Origin of the sequence: Acinetobacter sp. TWP2-2-3 (assembly GCF_049896445.1) — a bacterium.
GTDB lineage: Bacteria > Pseudomonadota > Gammaproteobacteria > Pseudomonadales > Moraxellaceae > Acinetobacter.
Window position 1 is genome coordinate 70,259 of record NZ_JAFCUI010000009.1, and the last position, 22,506, is coordinate 92,764.

Consider the following 22,506-nt stretch of genomic DNA (forward strand, 5'->3'; position numbering starts at 1 on the left):
CTTGAGAAGATTAAGAACCAGTATGAATGTGAATACAAACGCTTTAAAAAAGCTGGCCAGTGGTGTCTTAATGGCCAGTTTAATGATGGCCGGTGCTGCACCCACATGGGCTGCCAATCCCGCCAATCCAAATAAAGTCTTAAAAACGGTCTTTCCCGCGGCTGAAACCGGTTTCGACCCCGGTTATATCCATGACCGTTATTCGGCCAAGATTAACTCTGCGATTTTCGAAACCTTATATACCTATGATTATCTGGCTTCCCCAGCGAAACTGGTGCCATTGACTGCGGTAGATATGCCTCAGGTCAGTGCAGATGGTTTGACTTATACGATTAAAGTTAAAAAGGGCATTTACTTTGCGGATGATCCGGTCTTTGGCGGTAAAAAACGTGAACTGACTGCCTATGACTATGCTTATTCTCTAAAGCGTCTCTTAGATCCAAAGCTTAATTCACCAAATAGCTGGTTGCTGGATGGTCGGATCAAAGGGCTGGAAGCATGGACAGCCATGGCCAAAAAAAATGGCAAAGTCTATGAAAATCCATTTGAAGGCATTCAGACTCCAGACCGCTATACGCTGGTACTCAAGCTGAATAATCCAGATCAGAACTTTCCGATGTTGCTGGCACACGGCCCGGCTGCTGCAGTCGCCCGCGAAGTCATTGAAAAGTACAAAGACAAAGCTGGCTGGGTGATGAGTAAACCGGTCGGTACAGGACCTTATGTGCTTAGCCGCTGGACACCGGGATCACGCATTATCTTAAAGCCGAATCCGGCTTACCGTGGTTTTGTATGGAATTATAAAGCCAATAGTGCAGAAGACCAGGCGATTGTCAGTGCGATGCAGGGCAAAAAAATGCCTCAAATCGGCACCATTGATGTGCGTGTGATTGAAGAAGCACAATCACGGATGCTGGCATTTAAGAAAAATGAACTGGACTTGCTCGAAATTGAGGGTGATATCGTCGTTCAGGCCCTCGATGGCGATAAATTAAAGCCTGAGCTGGCTCAGCAGGGGGTGAAGCTGTCACGTATTTTAGAGCCCTCCATTAGTTATCATTACTGGAATATGCAAAACCCGGTCGTGGGTGGTTTCGCGCCAGAAAAAATTGCCTTACGTCGTGCCATGGCGATGGCATTTTCTGTGGAAAACATGATCAATGTATTACTTAAGGGAGATGGAGCAAAACTCCACATGCCTATTCCCCCAGGAGTAGCAGGCTATTCACCGTCCTATAAAAGCAGTATTCCCTATTCAGTCAAAGCAGCCAACATGTTGCTCGACCGCTATAACTACAAGATCGGTGCAGATGGCTGGCGCAAGACGCCTGAAGGTAAACCTCTGGTGATTGAACTGATTACTGGGAATACCAGTCGGGGCCAGCAGCAGGGTGAATTCTGGAAAAAGACCCTGGACAGTATCCATATTCAGCTGACCAGTAAGGCCATGCCATTCGCTGAAGGCATCAAGCTGGAAAAGCAATGTAAAACCATGTTTAAGAGTTCTGCATGGATTGCCGATTATCCAGATGCTGACAATTTTATGCAGTTGTTCTATGGCAAGAATGTCAATGTCACCAACAATGCCTGTTTCAAGCATCCTGAATTCGACCGTCTTTACGAGCAAACCCAGAGTATGCCACCAGGCCCTGAGCGTGATCTGCTTTATCGCAAAATGACCCGGATTCTCGAAGTCAACATGCCGACCTTGATGCTCTATAGCACCTACCGTAATGCCTTGACCCAACCCCAAATTATTGGACATAAGTCCCATCCGATTCTGTCTTCAGAATGGATGTATATCGATATTAATACGAAAAATTAAGAAAAAATCTGGAGATGAATATGAAATCAAAATCTTTAAAATTAAGTACCTTATGTTTAATGATGATGGGGGGATATCAAGGTGTAGCGGCAGATACCCAAGTACAGCTGCTGCCATTATTCAAGGCTGCAGAAATTCCGTCTTTATGTGATGCCAGTCTGGCTTCCATGCAAAAAGATATCCAGATATTTGAAAATAAGAAAATTAAAAATAAAGCCAAGGCAGGGCCTTATCTGGCTGAATGGGATGAGTTGCATGCCAAAGCCCGGGATTTCGGTGCAGCAGTAGGGCTGTACAGTAATGTCGATCCGGATCCTGCATTGCGTCAGGCAGCCGATGACTGTGAACTTAAAATCAGCAAATACCAGACCACCCTGTATCAGAATCCGAAACTGTATGCCCAGTTCAAGAAACTGAAAGCCAGCGATCCGATTGATCAGAAATTTTTAGAAGATATTCTCGAGCAGTTTGAGAACACCGGGGTACAACTCAGTGCAGAAAAACAGAAACGACTGAAAGAAATTATTGAAGAAAGTACCAAACTGGGGCAGGATTTTTCCAAAAATGTGCGGGATAACCCTGAAAAAGTTGAATTTACTCCAGCTGAAATGAAAGGCCTGCCAGAAAGTTACATCGCAAATTTAAAGAAAAATGAAAAGGGCAATTATCTGCTTGGCTTTGATTATCCGGAATACCAGCCTTTTATGGAGCTGGCAGAAAGTGATGAAGCACGCAAACGTTACCAAACCGCTTACACGCGTCGCGGGACCGAACAAAACCTGCAATTCATGAAAAATGCCATTGATCTGCGTTATGAAATGGCACAACTTTTTGACAAGGAAAGCTATGCCCATTCTGCACTTGAATTCCGCATGGCCAAAACTCCGGAAGCAGTGAACGGTTTTCTGGATGAGGTTTATGCCAAAGTCGCACCTCTAGAAAAGCAAGATGTAGAACAATTACGCCAGTTCAAGGCTGAAACTTTAAAAGTTCCAGTAGAGAAAGCAGAAATTACCCGCTGGAATCAGGGTTACTGGAGTGAAAAACTGCGTCAGGCCAAATACAAGGTAGACCAGGAAAAATTGCGGGATTATTTCCCGACAGAAGCATCGCAAAAATGGTTATTCGCTATTTCTTCGGAACTCTACGGCATTGAATTCAAGCCGGTGAAAGTCAAAGCCTGGCATGATGAAGTGGAATATTATGCGGTACATGACAAAGCTACGGGCGAATTCCTTGGCGGATTATATGTTGATAAATACCCGCGTGAAGGCAAATATGGGCATGCAGCTGTCTGGGGAGCTTATGGCGGCAGTACCCTGAATCAGCGTCGTCCGGTATCGGTACTGGTGACCAATTTTAACCGTAAGGGCTTGAACAGCAATGAACTGGAAACCTTTGTGCATGAAATGGGTCATGCCTTGCACGGGATTCTTTCGAAGACCCGCTATACAGAACAATCTGGTACTTCGGTAGAGCGTGACTTTGTTGAAGCGCCGTCACAGATGTACGAAGAGTGGGCACGTCGTCTGGAAACCTTGTCAAAAGTAGCAGATTACTGTGAGCCGGCATGTCCTCGGGTGGATGCTGCCATGACCGAGCGCTTAAAGAATGTGAAGAATTACGGCCGAGGCCTGCATTATGCCCGTCAGGCTTTATATGCCCAATATGATATGGCCCTGCATGGTAAAGATGCAAAAAACATTGAGCCTTTAAAACTCTGGCAGGATATGGAAGGCAAGACCGCCTTGGGTTATGTCAGCGGTCAGCAGTTCCCGGGACAGTTCGGGCATCTGATGGGCGGCTATCAGGCAGGTTACTACAGCTATATGTGGTCTGAAGTCATTGCCCTGGATATGCTTTCATCCTTTGGTGATCAGCTCATGGACAAGAAAGTCGGTGCGCATTATCGTAATACGGTCCTGGCTCAAGGCGGACAAAAGCATGGCGAGCAAATGGTGAAAGACTTCTTGGGTCGTGATCCGGACAGCAAAGCTTTCTTTAATGAAATCTCTGGAAAAAATTAAGGAAGGCAAGCGATGCTGGCATATATTATTCGACGGCTTTGGCAAATGATCCCGACCATGCTCGGGGTGATTTTGCTGATATTCCTGCTGTTTAACTGGGTAGGTGGAGACCCTGCCTATATTCTGGCCGGTAAAATGGCCAATGCGGAACAGATTGAAAACATCCGTCAGCAACTGGGTGTGGATCAACCGTATTACGTACAACTGTGGATCTTTATCAAGCAGATTTTAACCTTTGATTATGGGGTGAGCTGGAGTACCGGGGAATCGGTGGCACAGATTATCACCACCCGTTTGGGGCCCTCACTGACCATTCTGATTCCACTGACCATTCTGCAAACTATTATTTCTATCATTCTGGCTTTGGGTGTGGCTTCGGTTCGTGGTTCTTTGACTGATCGCATGATCATGATGCTGTGTACGATCGGTATGTCGATCAGTATTCTGGTATACATCATCGTGTTCCAGTATTTCCTGGCCTATGAACTGAGCTGGTTCCCGGTACAGGGCTGGAGCGATAATTTCGCTGATAATCTTTTCAAATATGCCTTGTTACCTGTGCTGATTATGTTGGTGGTCAGTATTGCACCAACACTACGCCTGTATCGTAGTTTTGTACTGGATGAAGTCAATCAGGACTATGTACGTACTGCGCGTGCCAAAGGCCTGGGTGAAAACCGTATCATGGGCGTGCATGTCCTGCGCAATGCCTCGATTCCGATTATTACCGATGTCATGGCAGGACTTCCGGCACTGCTGATTGGTGCTTTCCTGATCGAACGTTTTTTTGGTATTCCGGGAATTGGCCGTGAAGTCATTATTGCGGTAGAACGTTCTGATTTTCCTGTGATCAAAGCCATTACGGTCTATGTCGCTGCTGCGACCATGATATTCAACCTGATTGCCGATCTGATCTATAAATGGGTCGATCCGCGTGTACAGTTGAAGTAGGTGAATTATGCTGAGTGCGATATTTAAAAAAGAACAAGCGGCTGAAGCAGCACCTGAGTCGGCTTCAACAGGATTATGGCAACTGGCCATGCGCCGTTTGAAACGTGACCGGATTGCCATGTTTTCCCTGTATGTGGTGCTGTTTTATCTGCTGCTGCTGGTACTATCAATGAGCGGCCTGATTGCCAAAGACTGGAATAAAGAAGTGGCAGTCAGCTATGCACCGCCGAGTTTTATCAGTGCAGCGCCAGTTCCGGCTGCATCTGATACAGAGCAGAGCGCAGAATCTGTGCCTCTACCGGTCAATCCAGTGGATCCCTTAAAAGATGTCATTGCTGAATTGAATGCTGAAATTGCTGCTGAGCAGGGTGCTAGTGCAGGCATCGATTATTATGGAGTGGTCGATCCGCTGGCAGAAGACATGAAGGCCATTAATCAGGAACTCGGTGGCCAGCTGATGGATGAAAGTGGGGAACTCAAGCAAAGTCTGGTCTTCGGCGCCGATAAATGGGGACAGGATGTTTTACAGAAAACCATCAAGGGAGCTGAAACCTCGATTCTGGTTGGACTGATTGCAGCCTTTGTCGCTGTACTGACTGGGACTGCACTGGGTGCAATAGCAGGTTACTTTGGTGGTTGGGTCGATGATGTCCTAAACTGGTTCTATAATATCTTTACCTCGATTCCCTATCTGTTACTGGTTTTGGCGATTGCCGCAGTGTTACAGCAGAAAGGTATTTTATCAATCATCCTGATTTTAGGTCTGACTGGCTGGACCGGGGTCTTCCGTTTGGTTCGTGCCGAATACATGAAACATACAGCACGTGAATATGTGCTGGCTGCCAAGGCGATTGGCGTGAGTAATATGCGTCGTATGTTTGTCCATATTTTTCCCAATGTCAGCCATATTGCCCTGGTGCAGATGTCTATTCTGGTGGTGGCATTTATCAAGTCTGAAGTCATTTTGAGCTTCCTTGGTTTCGGTGTGCCTATCGGGGTAGTGTCATGGGGCAGTATGCTAAATGAAGCGCAAAGCGAGCTGATTTTGGGTAAATGGTGGCAACTGGCGGCAGCCTCAATCGCCATGGCGGTATTGGTGACTGCATTCTCGATGTTTACCGATGCACTCCGTGATGCATTAGATCCAAAACTGAAATAGGAGCGCAACGATGTCTGAAATCAATCCAAGCACAGCACCTGCGCTACTTCGCGTAGAAAATCTGCGAGTCAGTTTTAAAGGTGAAAATAAAGAATATATTGAAACCGTAAAAGGAGTTTCTTTCGAGATTCCGGCCAATACCACGGTTGCACTGGTAGGCGAATCGGGGAGTGGCAAGTCGGTCACTTCCCTGGCCACTATGGGCCTGCTTCCGGCAGAAAGCGCACGTATTTCAGAAGATAGCCAGATTATCTTTGAAGGGAAAAACCTGCTCAAGCTTAAAACCCGTGAAATGCGCCAGATGTGTGGCAAAGACATTGCCATGATTTTTCAGGAGCCGATGTCTTCGCTAAATCCGGTATTTACGGTAGGCATGCAGATTGCAGAAATCCTGCAACTACATTTGGGCATGAATAAAAAACAGGCGCGGCAACGTACCCTGGAACTGCTCAAAGAAGTGGGGATCCCTGCGCCAGAAACTAAAATTGATGCCTATCCGGGGCAGCTTTCCGGTGGACAGCAACAACGGGTCATGATTGCCATGGCCATTGCTTGTGAACCTAAACTATTGATTGCAGATGAACCGACCACGGCCCTGGATGTGACTATTCAAAAGCAGATTCTGGACTTGCTGGAATCGCTACGTCAGCGTCGCCAGATGTCGATGCTGTTTATTACCCATGATCTGGCATTGGTTGGTGAAATTGCCGATCAGGTGATTGTAATGCGCCATGGGGAAATCCGTGAACAGGGTCCGGTTCGGGAGGTGCTGGACCGGCCTCAGGACATGTATACCAAAGCCTTGTTACATTGCCGTCCACAATTGTCGCAACGTCCGTTACGTTTGCCGATGATTAGTGATTTTATGAAACAGGATGGTTCAACCTGGCTGGAAGATATCCGTCTGAATACTCAGCTTCCGCAACGTTCACGTGGGCTAAAGGGTGGAGAGGAAATTATTCTGGATGTACGGGATCTAAAGAAATCTTTTTATAGTCGTAAAGGACTGTTTGGCAAAGATGAATTTCAGGCAGTAAAAGGGGTTTCTTTCCAGCTGGCCAAAGGCAAGACCTTGGGGCTGGTCGGGGAATCCGGTTCGGGTAAAACCACCATTGGCTTGTTGCTGATGCGTCTGCAACAGGCTACGGGTGGCAAGGCACTGTTTCAGGGTCGGGACATTCTGGACATGTCGGAACAGGAGTTTACCCAGTATCAACGTAAAATCCAGATCATTTTCCAGAATCCCTATGCTTCGCTGAATCCACGTTTTACTGTTGGACAAATCCTGATGGAACCGATGCAGATTCACAAGATTGGTCAGGATGATGCTGAACGCAAACAAATGGCCTTGGACCTGCTGGAGCGGGTCAGCTTGCCTGCACAGGCTTTTTATCGTTACCCGCATGAGTTTTCCGGTGGTCAGCGCCAGCGGATTGCAATTGCACGTTGCCTGACCTTAAAACCCGAGATTTTAATCTGTGATGAATCGGTTTCGGCGCTGGATGTATCAGTACAGGCGCAGGTGCTGAATTTACTACAAGATTTACAGGATGAATTTGGACTGAGCTATATCTTTATTTCGCATGATTTGTCGGTAGTAAAATATATTTCTGATCAGATCATGGTGATGAATCATGGGGAGCTGGTGGAAATTGCCAATTCGGATGAGCTGTATCAATCCCCACAGCATGAATATACCAAGCGTTTACTCGGTGCCATTCCGCAAGGGATTCCACAAAGTGCCTGATACATAAGGCATAAAAAAAGTCAGGCAATGTGCCTGACTTTTTTTATTTATCTTAATTAAAACTTTTTAAAGCCTTTGTTGACACCGTATGGACGACGCGGCGCATTTTCATCACGCTCTTCGCGGCGACCAAAACCTTGATCAGGACGGTTTTCACGACGCACAAACTGAGTGCCATTCTGGTTTTCAGCTCTGTCACGACGACCATAAGCATTGTCATCACGACGCTCACGGCCAGTGTTGTTTTGTGGTTGCTCATCGCTGTCACGACGTTGCTGACGCAAGAAACCGCCACGGCGTGCAGCCATCGGTTTGTCTTGCATACGCTCGTTACGGCGTTTCGCCATACCAAATAAGCCTGTACCTTGACGTGGCTTCAATTCCACAGCTTTGGTCAGGTTGTCGATATCGTTTTTATCCAGCTCAATCCAGCGACCAGTACGCAGTTCACGTGGCAAAATCACAGTACCATAACGGGTACGCAGTAGACGGCTGACTTTCAGACCTTGTGATTCAAAGATACGACGTACTTCACGGTTACGACCTTCTTTCACCACGACCTGGAACCAACGGTTGATCCCGTCACCGCCCAATTCAGAGAAAGATTCGAATTTTGCCGGACCATCGTCAAGCACTACGCCTTTGAGCATGTTGTTGCGAATTTGTGGTGTAACTTCACCCATGACACGAACTGCATATTCACGTTCGATTTCATTCGATGGGTGCATCAAGCGATTCGCAAGCTCACCATCATTTGTGAACAATAGCAGACCGGTCGAGTTAATATCCAGACGACCCACCATCACCCAGCGATCGCCCGGAATAGCAGGCAACTGTTCAAACACGGTCGGACGGTTTTCAGGATCGCTACGTGAGCAGATCTCGCCTTCAGGCTTGTAGTAGATAATGACACGACGACGGATTTCGTCTTCAATCTGGAAGGCAACTTTACGACCATCGATGCGAAGCTCATCACCTGGTTCGATTCTTTCACCCACTTGGGCAATTTGCCCGTTGACACTTACACGACCCGCGGCAATGACTTCTTCCATATAACGGCGAGAACCCAAACCAACGCGTGCAAGCACCTTTTGCAACTTTTCACTCATGACAGCATAACCTTAGAAATAATTATCAACAGTTCACCTATTTATGACTTCGGTGCATTCGCATCGAGGGCCATAAAAGCTTCCTTGGCATCCTGCAGGGGAGGCAATTGGCCCAAACTATTCAGGCCAAACGCATTTAAAAATTGTGGCGTTGTCATTAACAACGCAGGTCTTCCAGGGAGTTCACGAAATCCGGACTCTTTAATCCAGTTCCAGTCAAACAGCGTACGCAGGTTTTGACTGTTATTCGTAACACCACGAATCTGTTCAATATCCGCTCGAGTCACTGGCTGGTGATAAGCAATCACTGCAAGCGTCTCCAGTAATGAAGGCGATAAGCGAGCCGGTCGCTCAGGCCAGGTCTGTGCAATAATATTACGATATTTTGCACGCACTTGAAAACGATAACCTTGTGCTGTTTCAATCAGTTCGATCGAACGGCCATGCATCAGCATGGAAAGTTGTTGTAAATACTGACGTAATTCCTGCTTGCTATAGCGATCCTGAAAAGCTTCTTTCAGACGAGCCAATGAAACCGCGGAGTCGCTGGCAAAAATAATGGCTTCAAGCTGCATCAATACTTCATGCAGATTATCTTCTGCAGATAACAGCGTATTTTGATCGAGTGTCATTGACTAGCTCCTTGAATTGCGAGCGGGGCTTCAATACCTGTAGCAATAATCTGAATTTTTTGTTGTCGGGTCAGTTCCAGCACCGCCATAAAGGTTACCACCATACCCATACGGCCTTGGCTCGGTTTTAACAAGTCCTTAAAGCTGAGTATTGCGCCAGTTTCAATACAACTTTCAATATAGGCAATACGTTCTTCCAGCAGTACCGGTTCCTGTTGCACCTGATGAATCACGGGTTCAGGACGATTAAATATACAAAGCAAGGCATCACGCAATAAATCGCTTGAATAGCCTTCATTCGGCTGCTGGATTTCGCCCAAACTGACGTTGGTGGTGAAAGTGTCACGTTCCAGAATCGGCATCTGGCCCAGACGTTCTGCTGCCTGTTTAATTCTTAAATAATTTTCTAAACGGTCAATCAGTTCTTGTTTTGGATCCTGTTCAATCGCAGTCAGGCTTTTCGGTTTCGGCAAAAGCAAACGTGATTTCAGATCTGCCAGTAAGGCCGCCATCACCATATAGTCGGCCGTCAGCTCGATGTTCAGGGATTTCATCGCGTCCATATAAGACAAATACTGCGCTGCAATCGGCGCGATATCGACCTGTAACAGATCAAAACCGTTTTTTTGAATCAGGTAAATTAAAAAGTCGAGTGGGCCTTCAAAATGTTCTAATAAGATTTCAAATGCCGCTGGAGGAATGTACAGATCCTCTGGAATTGTATCCTGCCATTCATCCAGAACCCGAATGTGCGGAGCAGATTCCATAGTGTTATGGATAATTTGAGTCATTACAATTATAGGCCACGCGAATTTTCAAAGGCATGCAAAGGCTTGATTTTCGGTATCTGATCGAAAGAAAAGCACAGGATTAAGCGTTGTCATTGTACTGGAAAAGTAACTTTAAATAAATTAAATAAGCTGTCAAAGCCATAAAAACTTAAAAAAATAATGGAATTTATCAGCTCTTTCAAAATAGCACCGAGAAAAATGGCAGAATTGGGCAGCAAATGCCACGGTGATTTTTACGTTAAATTGGCTCTCATAATTAAGCGTATCTAGTAGATGATGCCAGTTGATTCACTTCAAAAAAACTCGATCAATACAATGACTCTCATTAAAAGAGAAAATAAGCTAGCTGGCAGGTATTGAATGATTTTTAAACGGATTTCCCATTAAAAAACATAAAATTAATAAGTATTAATAAAATATTTCCCCGTAATTTTTGGTCAAAAATCCCGCTATACTCTCGAAAAATAGTCAAGAATCACAAAAATCAATAAAAAGGTGAAGAAAGCATGCCACTTATTCTGGTTGTTATTGGGATGATCGCATTCGGGGGATTTTGGGCTTATCCCAAATATCAGATTATGCAGCTTGAAGATGAAGCACGCACAGGGCTGAAATCAGGCGGATTTTCAGCTTTTGCGGAACAGGCCCGACCTGTCATGCAGGCCATGAAAATGGATTTTAGTGTGCTGGATCAATATCCCAATATCCGTTTTTACATGCGGCATATGGCCTATGAGGGCGACCAGCTGGATGAGCGGATTAAACTGGATATGCAAGCCATGTCTTGTGAGTCAATCAATTCCTTTAAAGTCATGGAACCCAAGGCGCGTACAGCGATGCTCAATGTATTGGAAGAAGATCAGATTATTTTTCATGTGTATCTGAAAAATAAACTGGGTGAAGAGCTCATGCATCATGAACAGAAGCTATCGCAATGTCCAAATTTCATTGCGGTTCGTCATTATGAACGTGCTTCGGATTCTTAAACTGTCTTTGCCAGCCACTGCATACCTGTCGAATTGAAAAGAATAAAACTGCAACCTCTCACCCTATGCTTTTTTAGATTTTCATGGTGAGGAATGATTGTATTCCTTGGTCGCAAATTCAATGATACGTTGGCAAGTCTCTGCCAGGCATACATTTTGGTTTGAATAGATCTGCAACAACTGTCTCGCTACAGCCAACGTCAGGAAAAATTGGTACTCAGTATGATCAATATTTACAGTGGGATGGGAAGGAAAATGTGCTTCGACCATGACTGCCTTGGATTGCAGTGTCCAAGGCAGTTCTGCATAGATTAAATCCTGTGCAGAAAATTCATGCTGATTTAGCAGGAGATAAAATAAATCCATTCATTTTGACTCCGCGAATGTTTGTAGGAATTTCTCAAGCGTCGTTTATTCAAAGGCGCTGACATCTCCCATACCACGACGAATCACTTCTGGATGATCACCAGATAAATCTACAATAGAGGTCGTGCTCAACGTGCCTAAACCACTATCTACAAAAACATCAATGCGTTTGCCCAGCTGCATTTCAATATCATAAGGATCATCGAGTGGGTCAGTCTGTCCCGGTAAAATCAGGGTAGAAGTCAATAACGGCTCACCGAGTTCTTTCAGTAACAGCTGACATACCGGATTATTCGGAATGCGTAGACCAATAGTTTTCTTCTTGGGATGCATCAACCGACGTGGCACTTCACTGGTCGCAGGTAAAATAAAGGTCGTGATGGCCGGTGTATTATTTTTCAGCAAACGGTACATGGCATTGTCCACTTTGGCATAAGTGGCAATATCGGATAAATCACAGCACAGAATCGCATATTGATGCTTTGGGCCCAAACCACGAATTTGCGCAATCCGCTCCATGGCACTCTTGTTCCCAATCTGGCAACCAATCGCATAGGCCGCATCAGTGGGATAGACCACCACATCACCCGCACGGATACGTTCCACTGCCTGACTGATTAAGCGGGGTTGCGGATTGTCTGGGTGTACGCGTAAATGCAGCATAGAGACTACTCCAAGCTTGGGCTGATGGCTTATTATGTGGCGCTCAGGCAAGATCTGGCAATCATAAAAAAGGTAGATTTGTGTAATTTAATCAAGCATTTCACGTATAAATTCATCAGATTGTAAACTTTTGCCACCTCTGATGCAGATACAGATACATTGGATAAAGCGTGCTGCATCACGTGGAAGTTTGGCTGTACCATTAAAATAAGCCTGTACTTGAGCGTAGACATTATCTTTAAAGCTGGCACCATCACCGCCGTCGCCAGCCAGGTTATCCAAAGAAACCCGGAATTTACGGCCAAAAGCCTGGGCAAACATCCATTCAATCGCCTGTGGCTTGATTTCGACCTGTTCAAATAAAGCCTGCTGTTCGCGGGTGCGGCCATCCGGTGCATACCAGTAACCCAGATCAGGCAACAGACGGCGTTTGTCTCCGGCAATGGTCCAGTGACTGATTTCATGCAAGGCACTATTAAAGAAACCATGCGCAAACTGGATCAGGGCAGGACGGTCTGCGCTGGCAGGGAAATATTCTGGTTCAAATTCGCCGCGCACTAAAGTGACATTTAAATGGGAAAACCAGTGATTAAAGTGTAAGATGAGCCAATCCACTTGCTGCGCTTCTGACGATAAATTCGCCCATGGCGAGAGTTGCACTTGTTGTGTTGAACTGTCAGAATCAAGGCTTGGAATTGTGCTAACGAGTGATGAAACATTCACTTCTGTTTGCGGCTGCAACAGATGCATGACTTGAGTTACCCAAATGGTCTGTCGAAATAAGTACAAAATTGTATCTTAATCTTTGACAGAGTACTGATGAATTTGTAGAATTGCCGCCTTAATTATGTCAGCAAATACCTTTCCGGCACAGATTGAGCCGTTTAAATGGGCTGAACAGGGCTTTAAATGGTCAGGTCAACTGCCTTTATCCCGCTTTGTTCGTATCGCTCGTGAAGCTGTTGGATCAATTGATGATCAATTGATTAACATAGACTGTAAGCTATCAATGGATGCCTATCATCGTATTGCATGGCTAGATGGTCACGTTGAAACAAAAGTTCCTATGGAATGCCAGCGTTGTCTGGAAACTGTAGAAATTGAACTGGTTTCATCGTTCCATTTAGCACTTGTGGATGATGAGTCACTGATAGAGCGCTTGGATGAGGATGCTGATTTCATCGTCCTAGGTGAAAGTGAAGCAACGACCAAAGGTGATTATGATGCACCGGCGACCGCTGATTTGCTCGCGCTGATAGAAGATGAACTGTTATTGTTGATGCCGTTGTCGCCTAAACATGAGTTTTGTGAACATAAGCATCAACCTGCCGTAGAAGAAGTGGCTGAAGAAAAACGGGACAACCCGTTTGAAGTTTTGGCTGCTTTGAAGGGTAAACTTAACTAATTTTTGTGTTATACTCTTGTGTATAAGACAATCGAATTTGTTCTGATCCATTTTTTCGATCTTTGTAAGGAGCCATCATGGCCGTTCAGCAAAACCGTAAAAGTCGCTCTCGCCGTGACATGCGCCGTTCACATGACGCTTTAACCGAGAATGCATTAACTGTAGACCAAGCTACTGGCGAGACTCACCGTCGTCACCACGTATCTAAAGATGGTATCTACCGTGGTCGTCAATTATTCGCTAAAGCATCTGCTGAATAATTGGTGATGTATTAAGCGTCAAGCTTAGTAGAAAAAATGGGAGCATTTAGCTCCCTTTTTTTTGTCTTTGATTTTTAGGTGTATCGGTTTTTTGTTGTATTTGGCAATTACCGCCAGCAAAATTACATGCTAAATTGCGCTCCACAATGATTTAGGTGGTCTTATTGGTCAGTCTTCTTGTTAGGATTGAAGAAGCACACCTCTTGAATGAAAGGATTTTATTATGTCTGCTACACCACTCGAACAAGCAGTGCCAGCAACAAAAACTGCATTTGTGTTTCCGGGTCAGGGTTCACAAAAAGCTGGTATGCTGGCTGAGCTTGCAGAACAGTTTGCAAGTATTCGCGAGACATTTGCAGAAGCATCTGAAGCCGTCGGTTTTGATCTGTGGCAGATTGCGCAAACTGGCGAAGGTCTGGATCAAACTGAATTTACCCAGCCGGTATTGCTGACTGCAAGTATTGCCTTATGGCGCGTGTGGTTAGAATCTGGCGGTGTAGCACCGAAATATCTGGCAGGCCATTCACTGGGTGAATACAGCGCACTGGTTGCATCAGGTGCTTTAAGCCTGGGTGATGCTGCGAAGCTAGTGAACTTGCGTGGCAAACTCATGCAGACTGCTGTACCTCAGGGTGTGGGTGCGATGGCTGCCATTTTGGGTCTGGACGATGCCAAAGTGATTGAGCTGTGTGCACAAGCAACTGCAGCAGGCGAAGGTTCTGTCGAAGCGGCGAACTACAATGCGCAAGGGCAGGTTGTCGTTGCAGGCAATAAAGATCGCGTTGAAGCAGTGATGGCATTGGCCAAAGAAAACGGCGGAAAAGCGATTGCATTGCCAGTATCGGTTCCATCGCATTGTTCATTAATGAAACCTGCCGCTGAACAGTTTGCTCCGGCATTGGAACAAACCGCCATTGAGCTGCCACGCATTCCTGTATTACAAAATGTAGGCGCGCAAGCAGCAACCAATGTAGATGAATTGCGTCAGGCGTTGACCGCGCAACTTTATGAGTCGGTACAATGGACTAAAACCTTACAATTCCTTCAAGATGAAGGTGTTGAGTACATCGTAGAATGTGGTCCGGGTAATGTATTGACCAACTTGGCGAAACGCTTGCCGAATATTCAAAAAGCACTTCCACTGGACAGTCAATCCCGTCTGGAAGATGCATTAAACACCGTATTGGCGGCAGAAGGGAAAAGTGCATGACACAGGAACGTAAAGTTGCTCTGGTAACAGGTGCAAGTCGTGGTATTGGTGCTGCGATCGCACAACAGTTGATTCAAGACGGTTATTTTGTCATAGGTACTGCAACGTCTGAAGCAGGTGCGGAAAAATTATCTGCACAGTTTGCTGAAAATGGCGCTGGAAAAGTACTAGATGTACGTGATGGTGCTGCGATTGATGCGCTGGTAACGGACATTGAACAGAACTATGGTCCAGTCCTTGCGTTGGTCAATAATGCTGGTATTACCAAAGACAATTTGCTGCTGCGTATGTCTGAAGATGACTGGGATGATATTTTAAATATTCACCTGAAAGCAGTTTACCGTTTGTCTAAGCGCGTACTCAAAGGCATGACCAAGGCGCGTTTCGGTCGCATCATCAACATCAGTTCTGTGGTGGCACACTTTGCCAACCCGGGTCAGGCCAACTATTCTGCTGCCAAAGCAGGTATTGAAGCATTTAGCCGTAGCCTTGCCAAAGAAATGGGTAGCCGTCAGATTACCGTAAACTCGGTAGCACCAGGTTTTATTGCGACTGAAATGACTGAGCAGCTAAGCGAAGAAATTCGTAAAAAGATGACTGAGCAGGTGGCATTAAACCGTTTAGGTGATCCGCAGGATATCGCAAATGCCGTAAGTTTCTTGGCTTCAGATAAAGCCAGTTACATTACTGGTACAGTTATGCATGTAAATGGGGGCTTATACATGAGCTAAGCTCAAGTATAAACTTTCCAAATTTTTTAGATTCAATTAAACTAACGGCATTAAAAACGCCACAAGCAATGAGGAGAATTCCTGTGAGCGATATCGAACAACGTGTTAAGCAAGCAGTTGCAGAACAACTTGGTATCAAAATCGAAGAGATTAAAAACGAAGCGTCTTTCATGGATGACTTAGGTGCAGATTCTCTAGATCTAGTTGAACTTGTTATGTCTTTCGAAAATGATTTCGACATCACGATTCCTGATGAAGATTCTAACGAAATCACAACTGTTCAATCTGCAATTGACTACGTTTCTAAGAAACTAGGTTAATCGCCGATTTCAGCTTTGCTGAACATAAAGACCACCCTTGAGGTGGTTTTTTTGTGTTTGCTTTTCACATGAATAGAGGTTTTACAATCCATTACCTTTCTGTCACCAATGACTAACTATCTCTATAGAGTTTTCATTATAAAAATAAGAGTGATGTGACATTAACAACAAGAATGGAGTCCGCTATGGGTCTTTTTGATTTTGTAAAAGGTATCGGTAAGAAGAATACAGCTGCTGCGGAACCACAGGCTGCCCCTACAACGACAACGCCGGCTGCAGCACAACCTGCAGAGCCTTCTGCTCAGGAAGTGGCAAATAAATTACTCGGCCATGTGAAAAGTCTGGGCCTTCCGATCACTGGCTTATCCATTAGTTATAATTCCGCTTCTGATCTGGCGACGATCAGAGGTCAGGTACAAAGTCAGGCCGATCGTGAAAAGATTGTTCTGGCCGTGGGTAATATTGATCATGTCGCCAAAGTGGATGATCAGCTTACGGTGAGCAGTCCTGAACCGGAAAGTAAATTTTACACGGTGAAATCAGGTGACAGTCTGTCGAAAATCTCAAAAGAATTTTATGGTGATGCCAATCAGTATAATAAGATTTTTGAAGCCAACCGTCCGTTGCTCAAAGATGCAGATGATATTTTCCCGGGACAGGTGCTCCGCATTCCTGCTTAAGATTTAATAATTCCAATCAATGTTCGATCTCAAAGCCCCGTTTGGGGCTTTGTTGTTTTTGTCCGTAGCTTTAAAAAGCCATCATTACTAAATACCTAGGTCCAGATATAAACTTTCTTTGACTTCTTCCATCACTACATAACTGTGGGATGAAGCAGAAGCGGGCAGTTTTTTTAGTAAATCTCCCAACAGGCGGCGATAGGCACTCATTTCCTTTAAACGCGCTTTGACCAGATAATCAAAATCACCGGAAATTAAATGGCATTCCAGGACTTCCGGAATCTCAGTCAAATTGCGTGCCACCTGATCAAAGACATCACCTGATTTGGCTGAGAGTTTGATTTCCAGAAATACCAGCAAACTACGTTCTAGCATTTCCGGATTTAGACGGGCGTAATAACCCATGATGATGCCTTCGCGTTCCAGCCGTTTTACCCGTTCTGAACAGGGTGTGGTTGATAGATTGACGCGTGCTGCAAGTTCGCTAATGGCAATCCGGCCATCGCGTTGCAGGATGTCTAGAATCATGCGGTCAATGCGGTCTAATTTGCGCATCAATATTTCCCTCTTTTTTTTAATTCTGCCCGAAAAAATATTTATTCCACTGAATATACAGTCTGAATATAGTGAATTTAACTATTAAAGCAAAAATATACTAGTGAAATAAACTGAAAAGATGTTTGAGGGTTAAGGTAATGCGCGTATTGGTTTTAGGTAGTGGTGTGATTGGTGTGGCAAGCGCTTACTATCTGGCGCAGCAGGGAGCAACCGTGACTGTGTTGGATCGTCAGGCAGGTCCGGCGCAAGAAACCAGCTTCGGTAATGCCGGGCAGATTTCTCCAGGATATTCGACCCCTTGGGCTGCACCAGGTATTCCGTTTAAGGCAGTCAAATGGATGTTTCAGCATCATGCACCGTTGGCGATTAATGTCGATGGCAGCTTGTGGCAATTGCAGTGGATGGCACAAATGCTGAAAAACTGTAATGCCCAGCATTATGCAGTCAATAAAGAACGGATGGTGCGTGTGGCTGAATACAGCCGTGACTGTTTACGTAATTTGCGCCGTGATATTGGCATCTCTTATGAAAACCGCGCGAAAGGTACTTTGCAGATTTTCCGTAAAGATGCGCAGCTGGATGCAGTTCAGCGCGATATCGAAGTTCTGAAGGAAACTGGAGTTGAGTTTGAACTGCTGGATCGCGATGGACTGGCGCGTGTAGAACCGGCATTGGCACAGGCAAAAGACAAACTGGTGGGTGGTCTTCATTTACCCAATGATGAAACAGGTGACTGCTATCTGTTTACCAATGCCCTGGCAGAACATGCCAAAGGGATGGGTGTAGAGTTTAAGTTCAATCAAAACGTTGAAAAGCTGATTGTAGAAGGTGACCAGATCAAAGGTGTTCTGGTGAATGGTCAGGTGCTCACGGCAGATAAATATGTGCTGGCCTTTGGTAGTTATTCACGTGATTTCCTTAAACCGCTTGAACTGAATTTGCCGGTATATCCAGTAAAAGGTTATTCATTAACCATTCCTATTCTAGATCCAGCCTTCGCTCCGCAATCTACCGTGCTGGATGAAACCTATAAAATTGCAATCACCCGTTTCGACCAGCGCATCCGCGTCGGTGGTATGGCAGAACTGAGTGGTTTTAACCTGGGTCTGAATGAAGATCGTCGCGGCACGCTGGAAATGGTGACCCGTGATTTATTCCCAGGGGGTGACATGAATCAGGCCAGCTTCTGGACAGGCCTGCGTCCAATGACCCCGGACAGTACGCCAATTATTGGAAAAACCCGTTTTAAAAATCTGTTCCTGAATACCGGACATGGCACGCTGGGCTGGACCATGGCTTGTGGTTCAGGAAAATTAATCAGCGATCTGGTCTTGGCCCGTGATCCTGAAATCAGCACCGAAGGTCTGTCATTGGCGCGCTATCACCAAGCGGCTTAAGGCCATCTGAGGCGGAATATTCAAGGAGGAATGTATGCCACGTCCCATTACTGCGATCATTCATCAACAGGCGCTTGGGCATAATTTAAGTGTGGCGCGCCAATATATGCCCAATAGTCAGGTATTTGCCGTGGTCAAGGCCAATGCCTATGGGCACGGGATTGAACGTGTCTATGCTGGACTTGAAGGTGCAGACGGTTTTGCCTTTCTGGATATTGAAGAGGGCGCGCGGCTACGTGCGCTGGGATGCAAGAAGCCGCTAATGTTGCTCGAAGGTATTTTCGCTTTTGAGGATTTATTTGCATGTGTGAAGCATGAAATGAGCTTTGCCATTCATTCCCGACATCAAGTGCAATGGCTGAAACAGTTTGCCGAAATAGCGCCGGATGCACAGTTTGATGTGTATTTGAAAATGAACAGCGGCATGAACCGTCTGGGTTTCGAGCCGCAGCAATATGCAGAGATCTGGCAGGAACTGCATCAGCTGAATAATGTGCGTTCAACCACGCATATGACCCATTTCTCCGATGCGGATGGTCAGCGTTTTGGGCAGGACGGAATTCAGCATCAAAACCTGATTTTTAGCCAGGCCATTCAGGGACTTGAGGGTAAAACCTCACTCAGCAATAGTGCAGCCATTCTGCGGCATCATCAAACCCTTCATTCCGATATTGTACGTAGCGGCATCATGCTGTATGGCAGTTCACCAGATTATCCAACACACACGATTCAAGACTGGAATCTGCAACCGAGCATGAGCTTACGCAGTGAAATTATCGCCATTCAAATGATCCAGACAGGTGAGAGCATTGGCTATGGTTCCAAATTTATCGCCACGCAGAATATGCGGATCGGCATTGTGGCCTGTGGCTATGCGGATGGTTATCAACGACTATCGGCGACCGGTACACCTGTGCTGGTCGATTCAATCAAAACACAGACATTAGGTCGGGTCAGTATGGATATGCTGGCGGTAGATCTGACTGCGCTGCCGCAGGCGAATGTGGGGAGTGAAGTGGTACTTTGGGGACGATCTTCCCAAGGTGTGACTTTGCCGATTGATGAGGTGGCGGCCAGTTCAGGCACGATTGGCTATGAGCTGATGTGTGCGGTGACCGCCCGGGTTCATTTCCAGATTGACGCTTAAATTTTTAATTTAAATTTTATTTAAATATCCCAAATAAGGAAGATTAGCATGACACAGGACAATACAGCCATTCAGCGACTCAACAGCAATCAAATCATGAGTGCGGTGACGATTCATCATCAAACTGTGTATCTATCAGGTCAGGTGCCGAATAGCACAGATCTGGATGTACGAGGCCAAACACAGGAAGTCTTTGCAAAAATTGAGGAATTGCTCGCACTGGCAAATACTGATAAAAGCCGGCTGATTTCTGCACAATTATTTGTCAAGCATCTGGATGATTTTCAAACCGTGAATCAGCTTTGGGTAGAATGGTTACAAGGTCATGGCACGCCGGCACGTGCCACGATTCAGGCAGATTTGGTCAATCCGGACTGGCTGATTGAAATTGCAGTTATTGCAGCTCAAGCTTAATTGAATTTTTGATATTGAAATCTCCCATGCAATGATTTAAGTCGTTTTAGTGCAGTAAATCTCACTGAATAGCGCAGTAAAAAGTATGAAAATGTCATAATAAGCGTTCGAGGACTGAACGTTGTAAATTCAGCTTGATGCTGTTGTAAAGATTAAAAAGGATGTAAAAATGAAAACCACCCCGGACACAGAAGACGTAAAATCGTCGCCGCATGAGTTACAACGAAAACTCTCTAACCGACATTTGCAGTTAATCGCCATTGGTGGCTGTATCGGTACCGGCTTGTTTATGGGATCGGGAAAAACCATCTCCCTGGCAGGCCCTTCAATTTTGATCATTTATATGATCATTGGTGGCATGTTCTTCTTCCTGATGCGTGCGTTGGGTGAAATGCTGCTGTCTAATCTGCATTACAAATCTTTTATTGATATGGCCCATGACCTGATCGGGCCGGGTGCTGGTTATTATATTGGCTGGTCGTACTGGCTGGGTTGGGTGCTGGTAGGGATTGCCGATCTCGCGGCGATTATTAACTATTTGAGTTTCTGGCTGCCTGAAGGCATGGCCTTTACCCCGATGGGGCAGGCCATGATTAGTGTGGGTTGTGTGCTGTTTATTCTCGCGATTAACTTGGTCACGGTAAAACTGTTTGGTGAGATTGAATTCTGGTTCGCACTAATCAAGATTTTAGCCATTCTTGGTTTGATCTTTGTCGGTGGTTATATGGTGTTTAGCGGTTTTCAGGCACCGAGTGGCGCCGTCGCCAGCTTTAGTAATGTCTGGGCGCATGGTGGCTTATTTCCCAAAGGCTTTACTGGTTTTCTGGCAGGCTTCCAGATTGCCATGTTTGCCTTTGTCGGGGTGGAACTGCTCGGTACGATGGCGGCAGAAACCAAAGATCCGGAAAAGAATTTACCCAAAGCGGTCAACGCCATTCCTACGCGGATCATTCTGTTCTATGTATTGTCATTGCTGATGATCATGTCAGTTACACCATGGCATTTGATTCCTGCGGATCAAAGTCCATTTGTGAGTTTGTTCCTGTATGCCGGTATTCCAACTTCAGCCATTATCATGAACCTGGTGGTATTGTCGTCAGTGATGTCCTCTATGAACAGTGGGGTATTCTCGACCAGTCGTATGTTGTTTGGTTTGGCACGTGATGGACAGGCGCCTCAAGCTTTAGCGCGGTTATCTAGTCGGGCAGTACCAGCCACAGGGTTATTTTTCTCCTGTGCTTTTATTATGTTGGGGGCAGCATTTCAGTATTTTGTACCAAACACCATGGAAGCTTTTACTCTGGCAAGTTCGCTGTGTGTGATCCTGTTTATTAGTATCTGGAGCATCATCATGGTGTGCTATATCCGTTACCGTAAGCAGCAACCGCAAAAGCATGCCGCCTCGAACTTTAAAATGCCGGGTGGGGTATGGATGTCTTATGTGGTATTGGCATTCCTGTTATTCGCCTTGATTATTTTAAGCCTGGAACCTGACACTCTAAAAGCTCTGATGATCAGTCCTTTATGGTTGATTATTCTGGCGGTGACCTATCGACTGCTGTATAAGCCACGTATGCGTCAGCGTGGTAATCATTAAATATTCAGACATAAAAAATCCCCGACTGATCGGGGATTTTTTTTGATTGCGTGGGTGAATTAGAAAGTAGGTTTAACCACGACTAAAATCACCACTGCAAATAAGATCAAGGTTGGCATCTCATTAAAATAACGCCAAAACTTGTGTGACTTGTAGTGTGCATTACCAATCAGCTTCTTGCGGTAATAACCACACACCAGATGGTAAATCACCAATAAGCCGACCAGGCCGACTTTAAGGTAAAACCATAAGGCTTCATGGTAATGACGCGTTGCATCACCCCAATCCACCAGAAAGTGTGCCGTAATCAAGGTGGCCAACATGGCTGGCCACATGATGCCACGGTACAACTTGCGTTCCATGACTTCAAAGCGTTGATGACTGATGGCATCTTCGCTCATGGCATGATAAACATATAAACGTGGCAAGTAGAACAAAGCCGCGAACCAGCAAACTACTGCAATAATATGTAATGCTTTTACCCACAAGAAAGCATCAGAAGGAGCATCCATCAAGTCACCCTAAACTGGG

General features: G+C 45.6%; 24 protein-coding genes. 16 read left to right on the forward strand and 8 right to left on the reverse strand.

Annotation, left to right across the window (positions count from 1 at the left end):
• Nucleotides 1-22 precede the first annotated feature (22 nt).
• The 5 genes from ACP7AK_RS12300 to ACP7AK_RS12320 are packed head-to-tail and all read left to right on the forward strand — an operon-like array spanning nucleotide 23 to nucleotide 7,709.
• Nucleotides 23-1,825, forward strand: coding sequence for an ABC transporter substrate-binding protein (locus ACP7AK_RS12300; protein WP_425879995.1), 1,803 nt, complete (start codon nucleotides 23-25; stop codon nucleotides 1,823-1,825).
• A 20-nt stretch (nucleotides 1,826-1,845) separates the two neighbouring features.
• The gene (locus tag ACP7AK_RS12305) at nucleotides 1,846-3,852 is read left to right on the forward strand and encodes a M3 family metallopeptidase (RefSeq protein WP_425879996.1); all 2,007 of its coding nucleotides are present in this window, start codon (nucleotides 1,846-1,848) and stop codon (nucleotides 3,850-3,852) included.
• A 12-nt stretch (nucleotides 3,853-3,864) separates the two neighbouring features.
• Nucleotides 3,865-4,803 carry an ABC transporter permease gene (locus ACP7AK_RS12310; RefSeq protein ID WP_004279216.1) on the forward strand — a complete coding sequence of 313 codons (939 nt, stop codon included), beginning with the start codon at nucleotides 3,865-3,867 and terminating at the stop codon, nucleotides 4,801-4,803.
• 7 nt (nucleotides 4,804-4,810) lie between these two features.
• Nucleotides 4,811-5,962, forward strand: a complete 1,152-nt coding sequence (locus ACP7AK_RS12315; protein ID WP_425879997.1) for an ABC transporter permease — start codon at nucleotides 4,811-4,813, stop codon at nucleotides 5,960-5,962.
• Between the two features lie 10 nt (nucleotides 5,963-5,972).
• Nucleotides 5,973-7,709, forward strand: a complete 1,737-nt coding sequence (locus ACP7AK_RS12320) for an ABC transporter ATP-binding protein (RefSeq protein ID WP_325755010.1) — start codon at nucleotides 5,973-5,975, stop codon at nucleotides 7,707-7,709.
• A gap of 56 nt (nucleotides 7,710-7,765) precedes the next feature.
• Here ACP7AK_RS12320 and rluB read toward each other — a convergent pair whose 3' ends face one another.
• Genes rluB through ACP7AK_RS12335 form a run of 3 tightly spaced genes read right to left on the reverse strand, consistent with a single transcriptional unit; the run spans nucleotide 7,766 to nucleotide 10,241 of the window.
• Complete coding sequence (gene rluB / locus ACP7AK_RS12325; protein ID WP_005107723.1) at nucleotides 7,766-8,818, reverse strand: 23S rRNA pseudouridine(2605) synthase RluB; 1,053 nt, start codon at nucleotides 8,816-8,818, stop codon at nucleotides 7,766-7,768.
• Between the two features lie 41 nt (nucleotides 8,819-8,859).
• The gene (gene scpB, locus ACP7AK_RS12330) at nucleotides 8,860-9,450 is read right to left on the reverse strand and encodes an SMC-Scp complex subunit ScpB (RefSeq protein ID WP_005104832.1); all 591 of its coding nucleotides are present in this window, start codon (nucleotides 9,448-9,450) and stop codon (nucleotides 8,860-8,862) included.
• Nucleotides 9,447-10,241 carry a segregation and condensation protein A gene (locus ACP7AK_RS12335; RefSeq protein WP_004279221.1) on the reverse strand — a complete coding sequence of 265 codons (795 nt, stop codon included), beginning with the start codon at nucleotides 10,239-10,241 and terminating at the stop codon, nucleotides 9,447-9,449. Before ACP7AK_RS12335 ends, scpB begins: the two co-directional genes overlap by 4 nt.
• A gap of 506 nt (nucleotides 10,242-10,747) precedes the next feature.
• Here ACP7AK_RS12335 and ACP7AK_RS12340 point away from each other — a divergent pair.
• On the forward strand, nucleotides 10,748-11,227 hold the full coding sequence (locus ACP7AK_RS12340; protein ID WP_253113772.1) for a hypothetical protein: 480 nt from the start codon (nucleotides 10,748-10,750) through the stop codon (nucleotides 11,225-11,227).
• A gap of 81 nt (nucleotides 11,228-11,308) precedes the next feature.
• On the opposite strand, the gene ACP7AK_RS12345 is transcribed toward ACP7AK_RS12340, so the two are convergent.
• From ACP7AK_RS12345 to ACP7AK_RS12355, 3 genes are all read right to left on the reverse strand, one after another.
• Nucleotides 11,309-11,593: a hypothetical protein gene (locus ACP7AK_RS12345; protein ID WP_004279223.1), complete on the reverse strand. Its 285-nt coding sequence runs from the start codon at nucleotides 11,591-11,593 to the stop codon at nucleotides 11,309-11,311.
• Between the two features lie 45 nt (nucleotides 11,594-11,638).
• Nucleotides 11,639-12,256, reverse strand: a complete 618-nt coding sequence (locus tag ACP7AK_RS12350; RefSeq protein ID WP_004730625.1) for an L-threonylcarbamoyladenylate synthase — start codon at nucleotides 12,254-12,256, stop codon at nucleotides 11,639-11,641.
• Between the two features lie 87 nt (nucleotides 12,257-12,343).
• Nucleotides 12,344-13,006, reverse strand: a complete 663-nt coding sequence (locus ACP7AK_RS12355; RefSeq protein WP_168387083.1) for an elongation factor P hydroxylase — start codon at nucleotides 13,004-13,006, stop codon at nucleotides 12,344-12,346.
• Between the two features lie 97 nt (nucleotides 13,007-13,103).
• Between ACP7AK_RS12355 and ACP7AK_RS12360 the strand changes: the two genes are divergently transcribed.
• The 6 genes from ACP7AK_RS12360 (at nucleotide 13,104) to lysM (ending at nucleotide 16,862) form a co-directional block, all read left to right on the forward strand.
• Complete coding sequence (locus ACP7AK_RS12360; protein WP_004279226.1) at nucleotides 13,104-13,661, forward strand: YceD family protein; 558 nt, start codon at nucleotides 13,104-13,106, stop codon at nucleotides 13,659-13,661.
• A 77-nt stretch (nucleotides 13,662-13,738) separates the two neighbouring features.
• Nucleotides 13,739-13,921 carry a 50S ribosomal protein L32 gene (rpmF, locus tag ACP7AK_RS12365; protein WP_004279227.1) on the forward strand — a complete coding sequence of 61 codons (183 nt, stop codon included), beginning with the start codon at nucleotides 13,739-13,741 and terminating at the stop codon, nucleotides 13,919-13,921.
• A 223-nt stretch (nucleotides 13,922-14,144) separates the two neighbouring features.
• Nucleotides 14,145-15,131, forward strand: coding sequence for an ACP S-malonyltransferase (gene fabD / locus ACP7AK_RS12370; protein ID WP_425879998.1), 987 nt, complete (start codon nucleotides 14,145-14,147; stop codon nucleotides 15,129-15,131).
• On the forward strand, nucleotides 15,128-15,862 hold the full coding sequence (gene fabG / locus ACP7AK_RS12375; RefSeq protein ID WP_425879999.1) for a 3-oxoacyl-ACP reductase FabG: 735 nt from the start codon (nucleotides 15,128-15,130) through the stop codon (nucleotides 15,860-15,862). Before fabD ends, fabG begins: the two co-directional genes overlap by 4 nt.
• An 83-nt stretch (nucleotides 15,863-15,945) precedes the next feature.
• Complete coding sequence (gene acpP, locus ACP7AK_RS12380) at nucleotides 15,946-16,182, forward strand: acyl carrier protein (RefSeq protein WP_004646101.1); 237 nt, start codon at nucleotides 15,946-15,948, stop codon at nucleotides 16,180-16,182.
• Nucleotides 16,183-16,367: 185 nt separating this feature from the next.
• Nucleotides 16,368-16,862, forward strand: a complete 495-nt coding sequence (gene lysM, locus ACP7AK_RS12385) for a peptidoglycan-binding protein LysM (protein WP_425880000.1) — start codon at nucleotides 16,368-16,370, stop codon at nucleotides 16,860-16,862.
• Nucleotides 16,863-16,949: 87 nt separating this feature from the next.
• On the opposite strand, the gene ACP7AK_RS12390 is transcribed toward lysM, so the two are convergent.
• Entirely contained in the window at nucleotides 16,950-17,417 is a 468-nt protein-coding gene (locus ACP7AK_RS12390) for an Lrp/AsnC ligand binding domain-containing protein (RefSeq protein WP_004279232.1), read from the reverse strand.
• A 140-nt stretch (nucleotides 17,418-17,557) separates the two neighbouring features.
• Here ACP7AK_RS12390 and ACP7AK_RS12395 point away from each other — a divergent pair, with 140 nt between their 5' ends.
• The 4 genes from ACP7AK_RS12395 to ACP7AK_RS12410 all read left to right on the forward strand — a co-directional run bounded on the left by ACP7AK_RS12395 (nucleotide 17,558) and on the right by ACP7AK_RS12410 (nucleotide 21,975).
• The gene (locus ACP7AK_RS12395; RefSeq protein ID WP_164542813.1) at nucleotides 17,558-18,817 is read left to right on the forward strand and encodes a D-amino acid dehydrogenase; all 1,260 of its coding nucleotides are present in this window, start codon (nucleotides 17,558-17,560) and stop codon (nucleotides 18,815-18,817) included.
• 34 nt (nucleotides 18,818-18,851) lie between these two features.
• Nucleotides 18,852-19,964 carry an alanine racemase gene (gene alr, locus ACP7AK_RS12400; RefSeq protein WP_425880001.1) on the forward strand — a complete coding sequence of 371 codons (1,113 nt, stop codon included), beginning with the start codon at nucleotides 18,852-18,854 and terminating at the stop codon, nucleotides 19,962-19,964.
• A 48-nt stretch (nucleotides 19,965-20,012) separates the two neighbouring features.
• On the forward strand, nucleotides 20,013-20,378 hold the full coding sequence (locus ACP7AK_RS12405) for a RidA family protein (RefSeq protein WP_262457562.1): 366 nt from the start codon (nucleotides 20,013-20,015) through the stop codon (nucleotides 20,376-20,378).
• A 169-nt stretch (nucleotides 20,379-20,547) separates the two neighbouring features.
• On the forward strand, nucleotides 20,548-21,975 hold the full coding sequence (locus ACP7AK_RS12410; RefSeq protein WP_425880002.1) for an amino acid permease: 1,428 nt from the start codon (nucleotides 20,548-20,550) through the stop codon (nucleotides 21,973-21,975).
• A 59-nt stretch (nucleotides 21,976-22,034) separates the two neighbouring features.
• On the opposite strand, the gene ACP7AK_RS12415 is transcribed toward ACP7AK_RS12410, so the two are convergent.
• Nucleotides 22,035-22,487: a CopD family protein gene (locus tag ACP7AK_RS12415; RefSeq protein WP_004730607.1), complete on the reverse strand. Its 453-nt coding sequence runs from the start codon at nucleotides 22,485-22,487 to the stop codon at nucleotides 22,035-22,037.
• Nucleotides 22,488-22,506 lie beyond the last annotated feature (19 nt).

Coding starts and splice junctions, on each gene's coding strand:
- ACP7AK_RS12300 (WP_425879995.1), top strand. CDS start 23: ATGAATGTGAATACAAACGCTTTAAAAAAGCTGGCCAGTGGTGTCTTA.
- ACP7AK_RS12305 (WP_425879996.1), top strand. CDS start 1,846: ATGAAATCAAAATCTTTAAAATTAAGTACCTTATGTTTAATGATGATG.
- ACP7AK_RS12310 (WP_004279216.1), top strand. CDS start 3,865: ATGCTGGCATATATTATTCGACGGCTTTGGCAAATGATCCCGACCATG.
- ACP7AK_RS12315 (WP_425879997.1), top strand. CDS start 4,811: ATGCTGAGTGCGATATTTAAAAAAGAACAAGCGGCTGAAGCAGCACCT.
- ACP7AK_RS12320 (WP_325755010.1), top strand. CDS start 5,973: ATGTCTGAAATCAATCCAAGCACAGCACCTGCGCTACTTCGCGTAGAA.
- rluB (WP_005107723.1), bottom strand. CDS start 8,818: ATGAGTGAAAAGTTGCAAAAGGTGCTTGCACGCGTTGGTTTGGGTTCT.
- scpB (WP_005104832.1), bottom strand. CDS start 9,450: ATGACACTCGATCAAAATACGCTGTTATCTGCAGAAGATAATCTGCAT.
- ACP7AK_RS12335 (WP_004279221.1), bottom strand. CDS start 10,241: ATGACTCAAATTATCCATAACACTATGGAATCTGCTCCGCACATTCGG.
- ACP7AK_RS12340 (WP_253113772.1), top strand. CDS start 10,748: ATGCCACTTATTCTGGTTGTTATTGGGATGATCGCATTCGGGGGATTT.
- ACP7AK_RS12345 (WP_004279223.1), bottom strand. CDS start 11,593: ATGGATTTATTTTATCTCCTGCTAAATCAGCATGAATTTTCTGCACAG.
- ACP7AK_RS12350 (WP_004730625.1), bottom strand. CDS start 12,256: ATGCTGCATTTACGCGTACACCCAGACAATCCGCAACCCCGCTTAATC.
- ACP7AK_RS12355 (WP_168387083.1), bottom strand. CDS start 13,006: ATGCATCTGTTGCAGCCGCAAACAGAAGTGAATGTTTCATCACTCGTT.
- ACP7AK_RS12360 (WP_004279226.1), top strand. CDS start 13,104: ATGTCAGCAAATACCTTTCCGGCACAGATTGAGCCGTTTAAATGGGCT.
- rpmF (WP_004279227.1), top strand. CDS start 13,739: ATGGCCGTTCAGCAAAACCGTAAAAGTCGCTCTCGCCGTGACATGCGC.
- fabD (WP_425879998.1), top strand. CDS start 14,145: ATGTCTGCTACACCACTCGAACAAGCAGTGCCAGCAACAAAAACTGCA.
- fabG (WP_425879999.1), top strand. CDS start 15,128: ATGACACAGGAACGTAAAGTTGCTCTGGTAACAGGTGCAAGTCGTGGT.
- lysM (WP_425880000.1), top strand. CDS start 16,368: ATGGGTCTTTTTGATTTTGTAAAAGGTATCGGTAAGAAGAATACAGCT.
- ACP7AK_RS12390 (WP_004279232.1), bottom strand. CDS start 17,417: ATGCGCAAATTAGACCGCATTGACCGCATGATTCTAGACATCCTGCAA.
- ACP7AK_RS12395 (WP_164542813.1), top strand. CDS start 17,558: ATGCGCGTATTGGTTTTAGGTAGTGGTGTGATTGGTGTGGCAAGCGCT.
- alr (WP_425880001.1), top strand. CDS start 18,852: ATGCCACGTCCCATTACTGCGATCATTCATCAACAGGCGCTTGGGCAT.
- ACP7AK_RS12405 (WP_262457562.1), top strand. CDS start 20,013: ATGACACAGGACAATACAGCCATTCAGCGACTCAACAGCAATCAAATC.
- ACP7AK_RS12410 (WP_425880002.1), top strand. CDS start 20,548: ATGAAAACCACCCCGGACACAGAAGACGTAAAATCGTCGCCGCATGAG.
- ACP7AK_RS12415 (WP_004730607.1), bottom strand. CDS start 22,487: ATGGATGCTCCTTCTGATGCTTTCTTGTGGGTAAAAGCATTACATATT.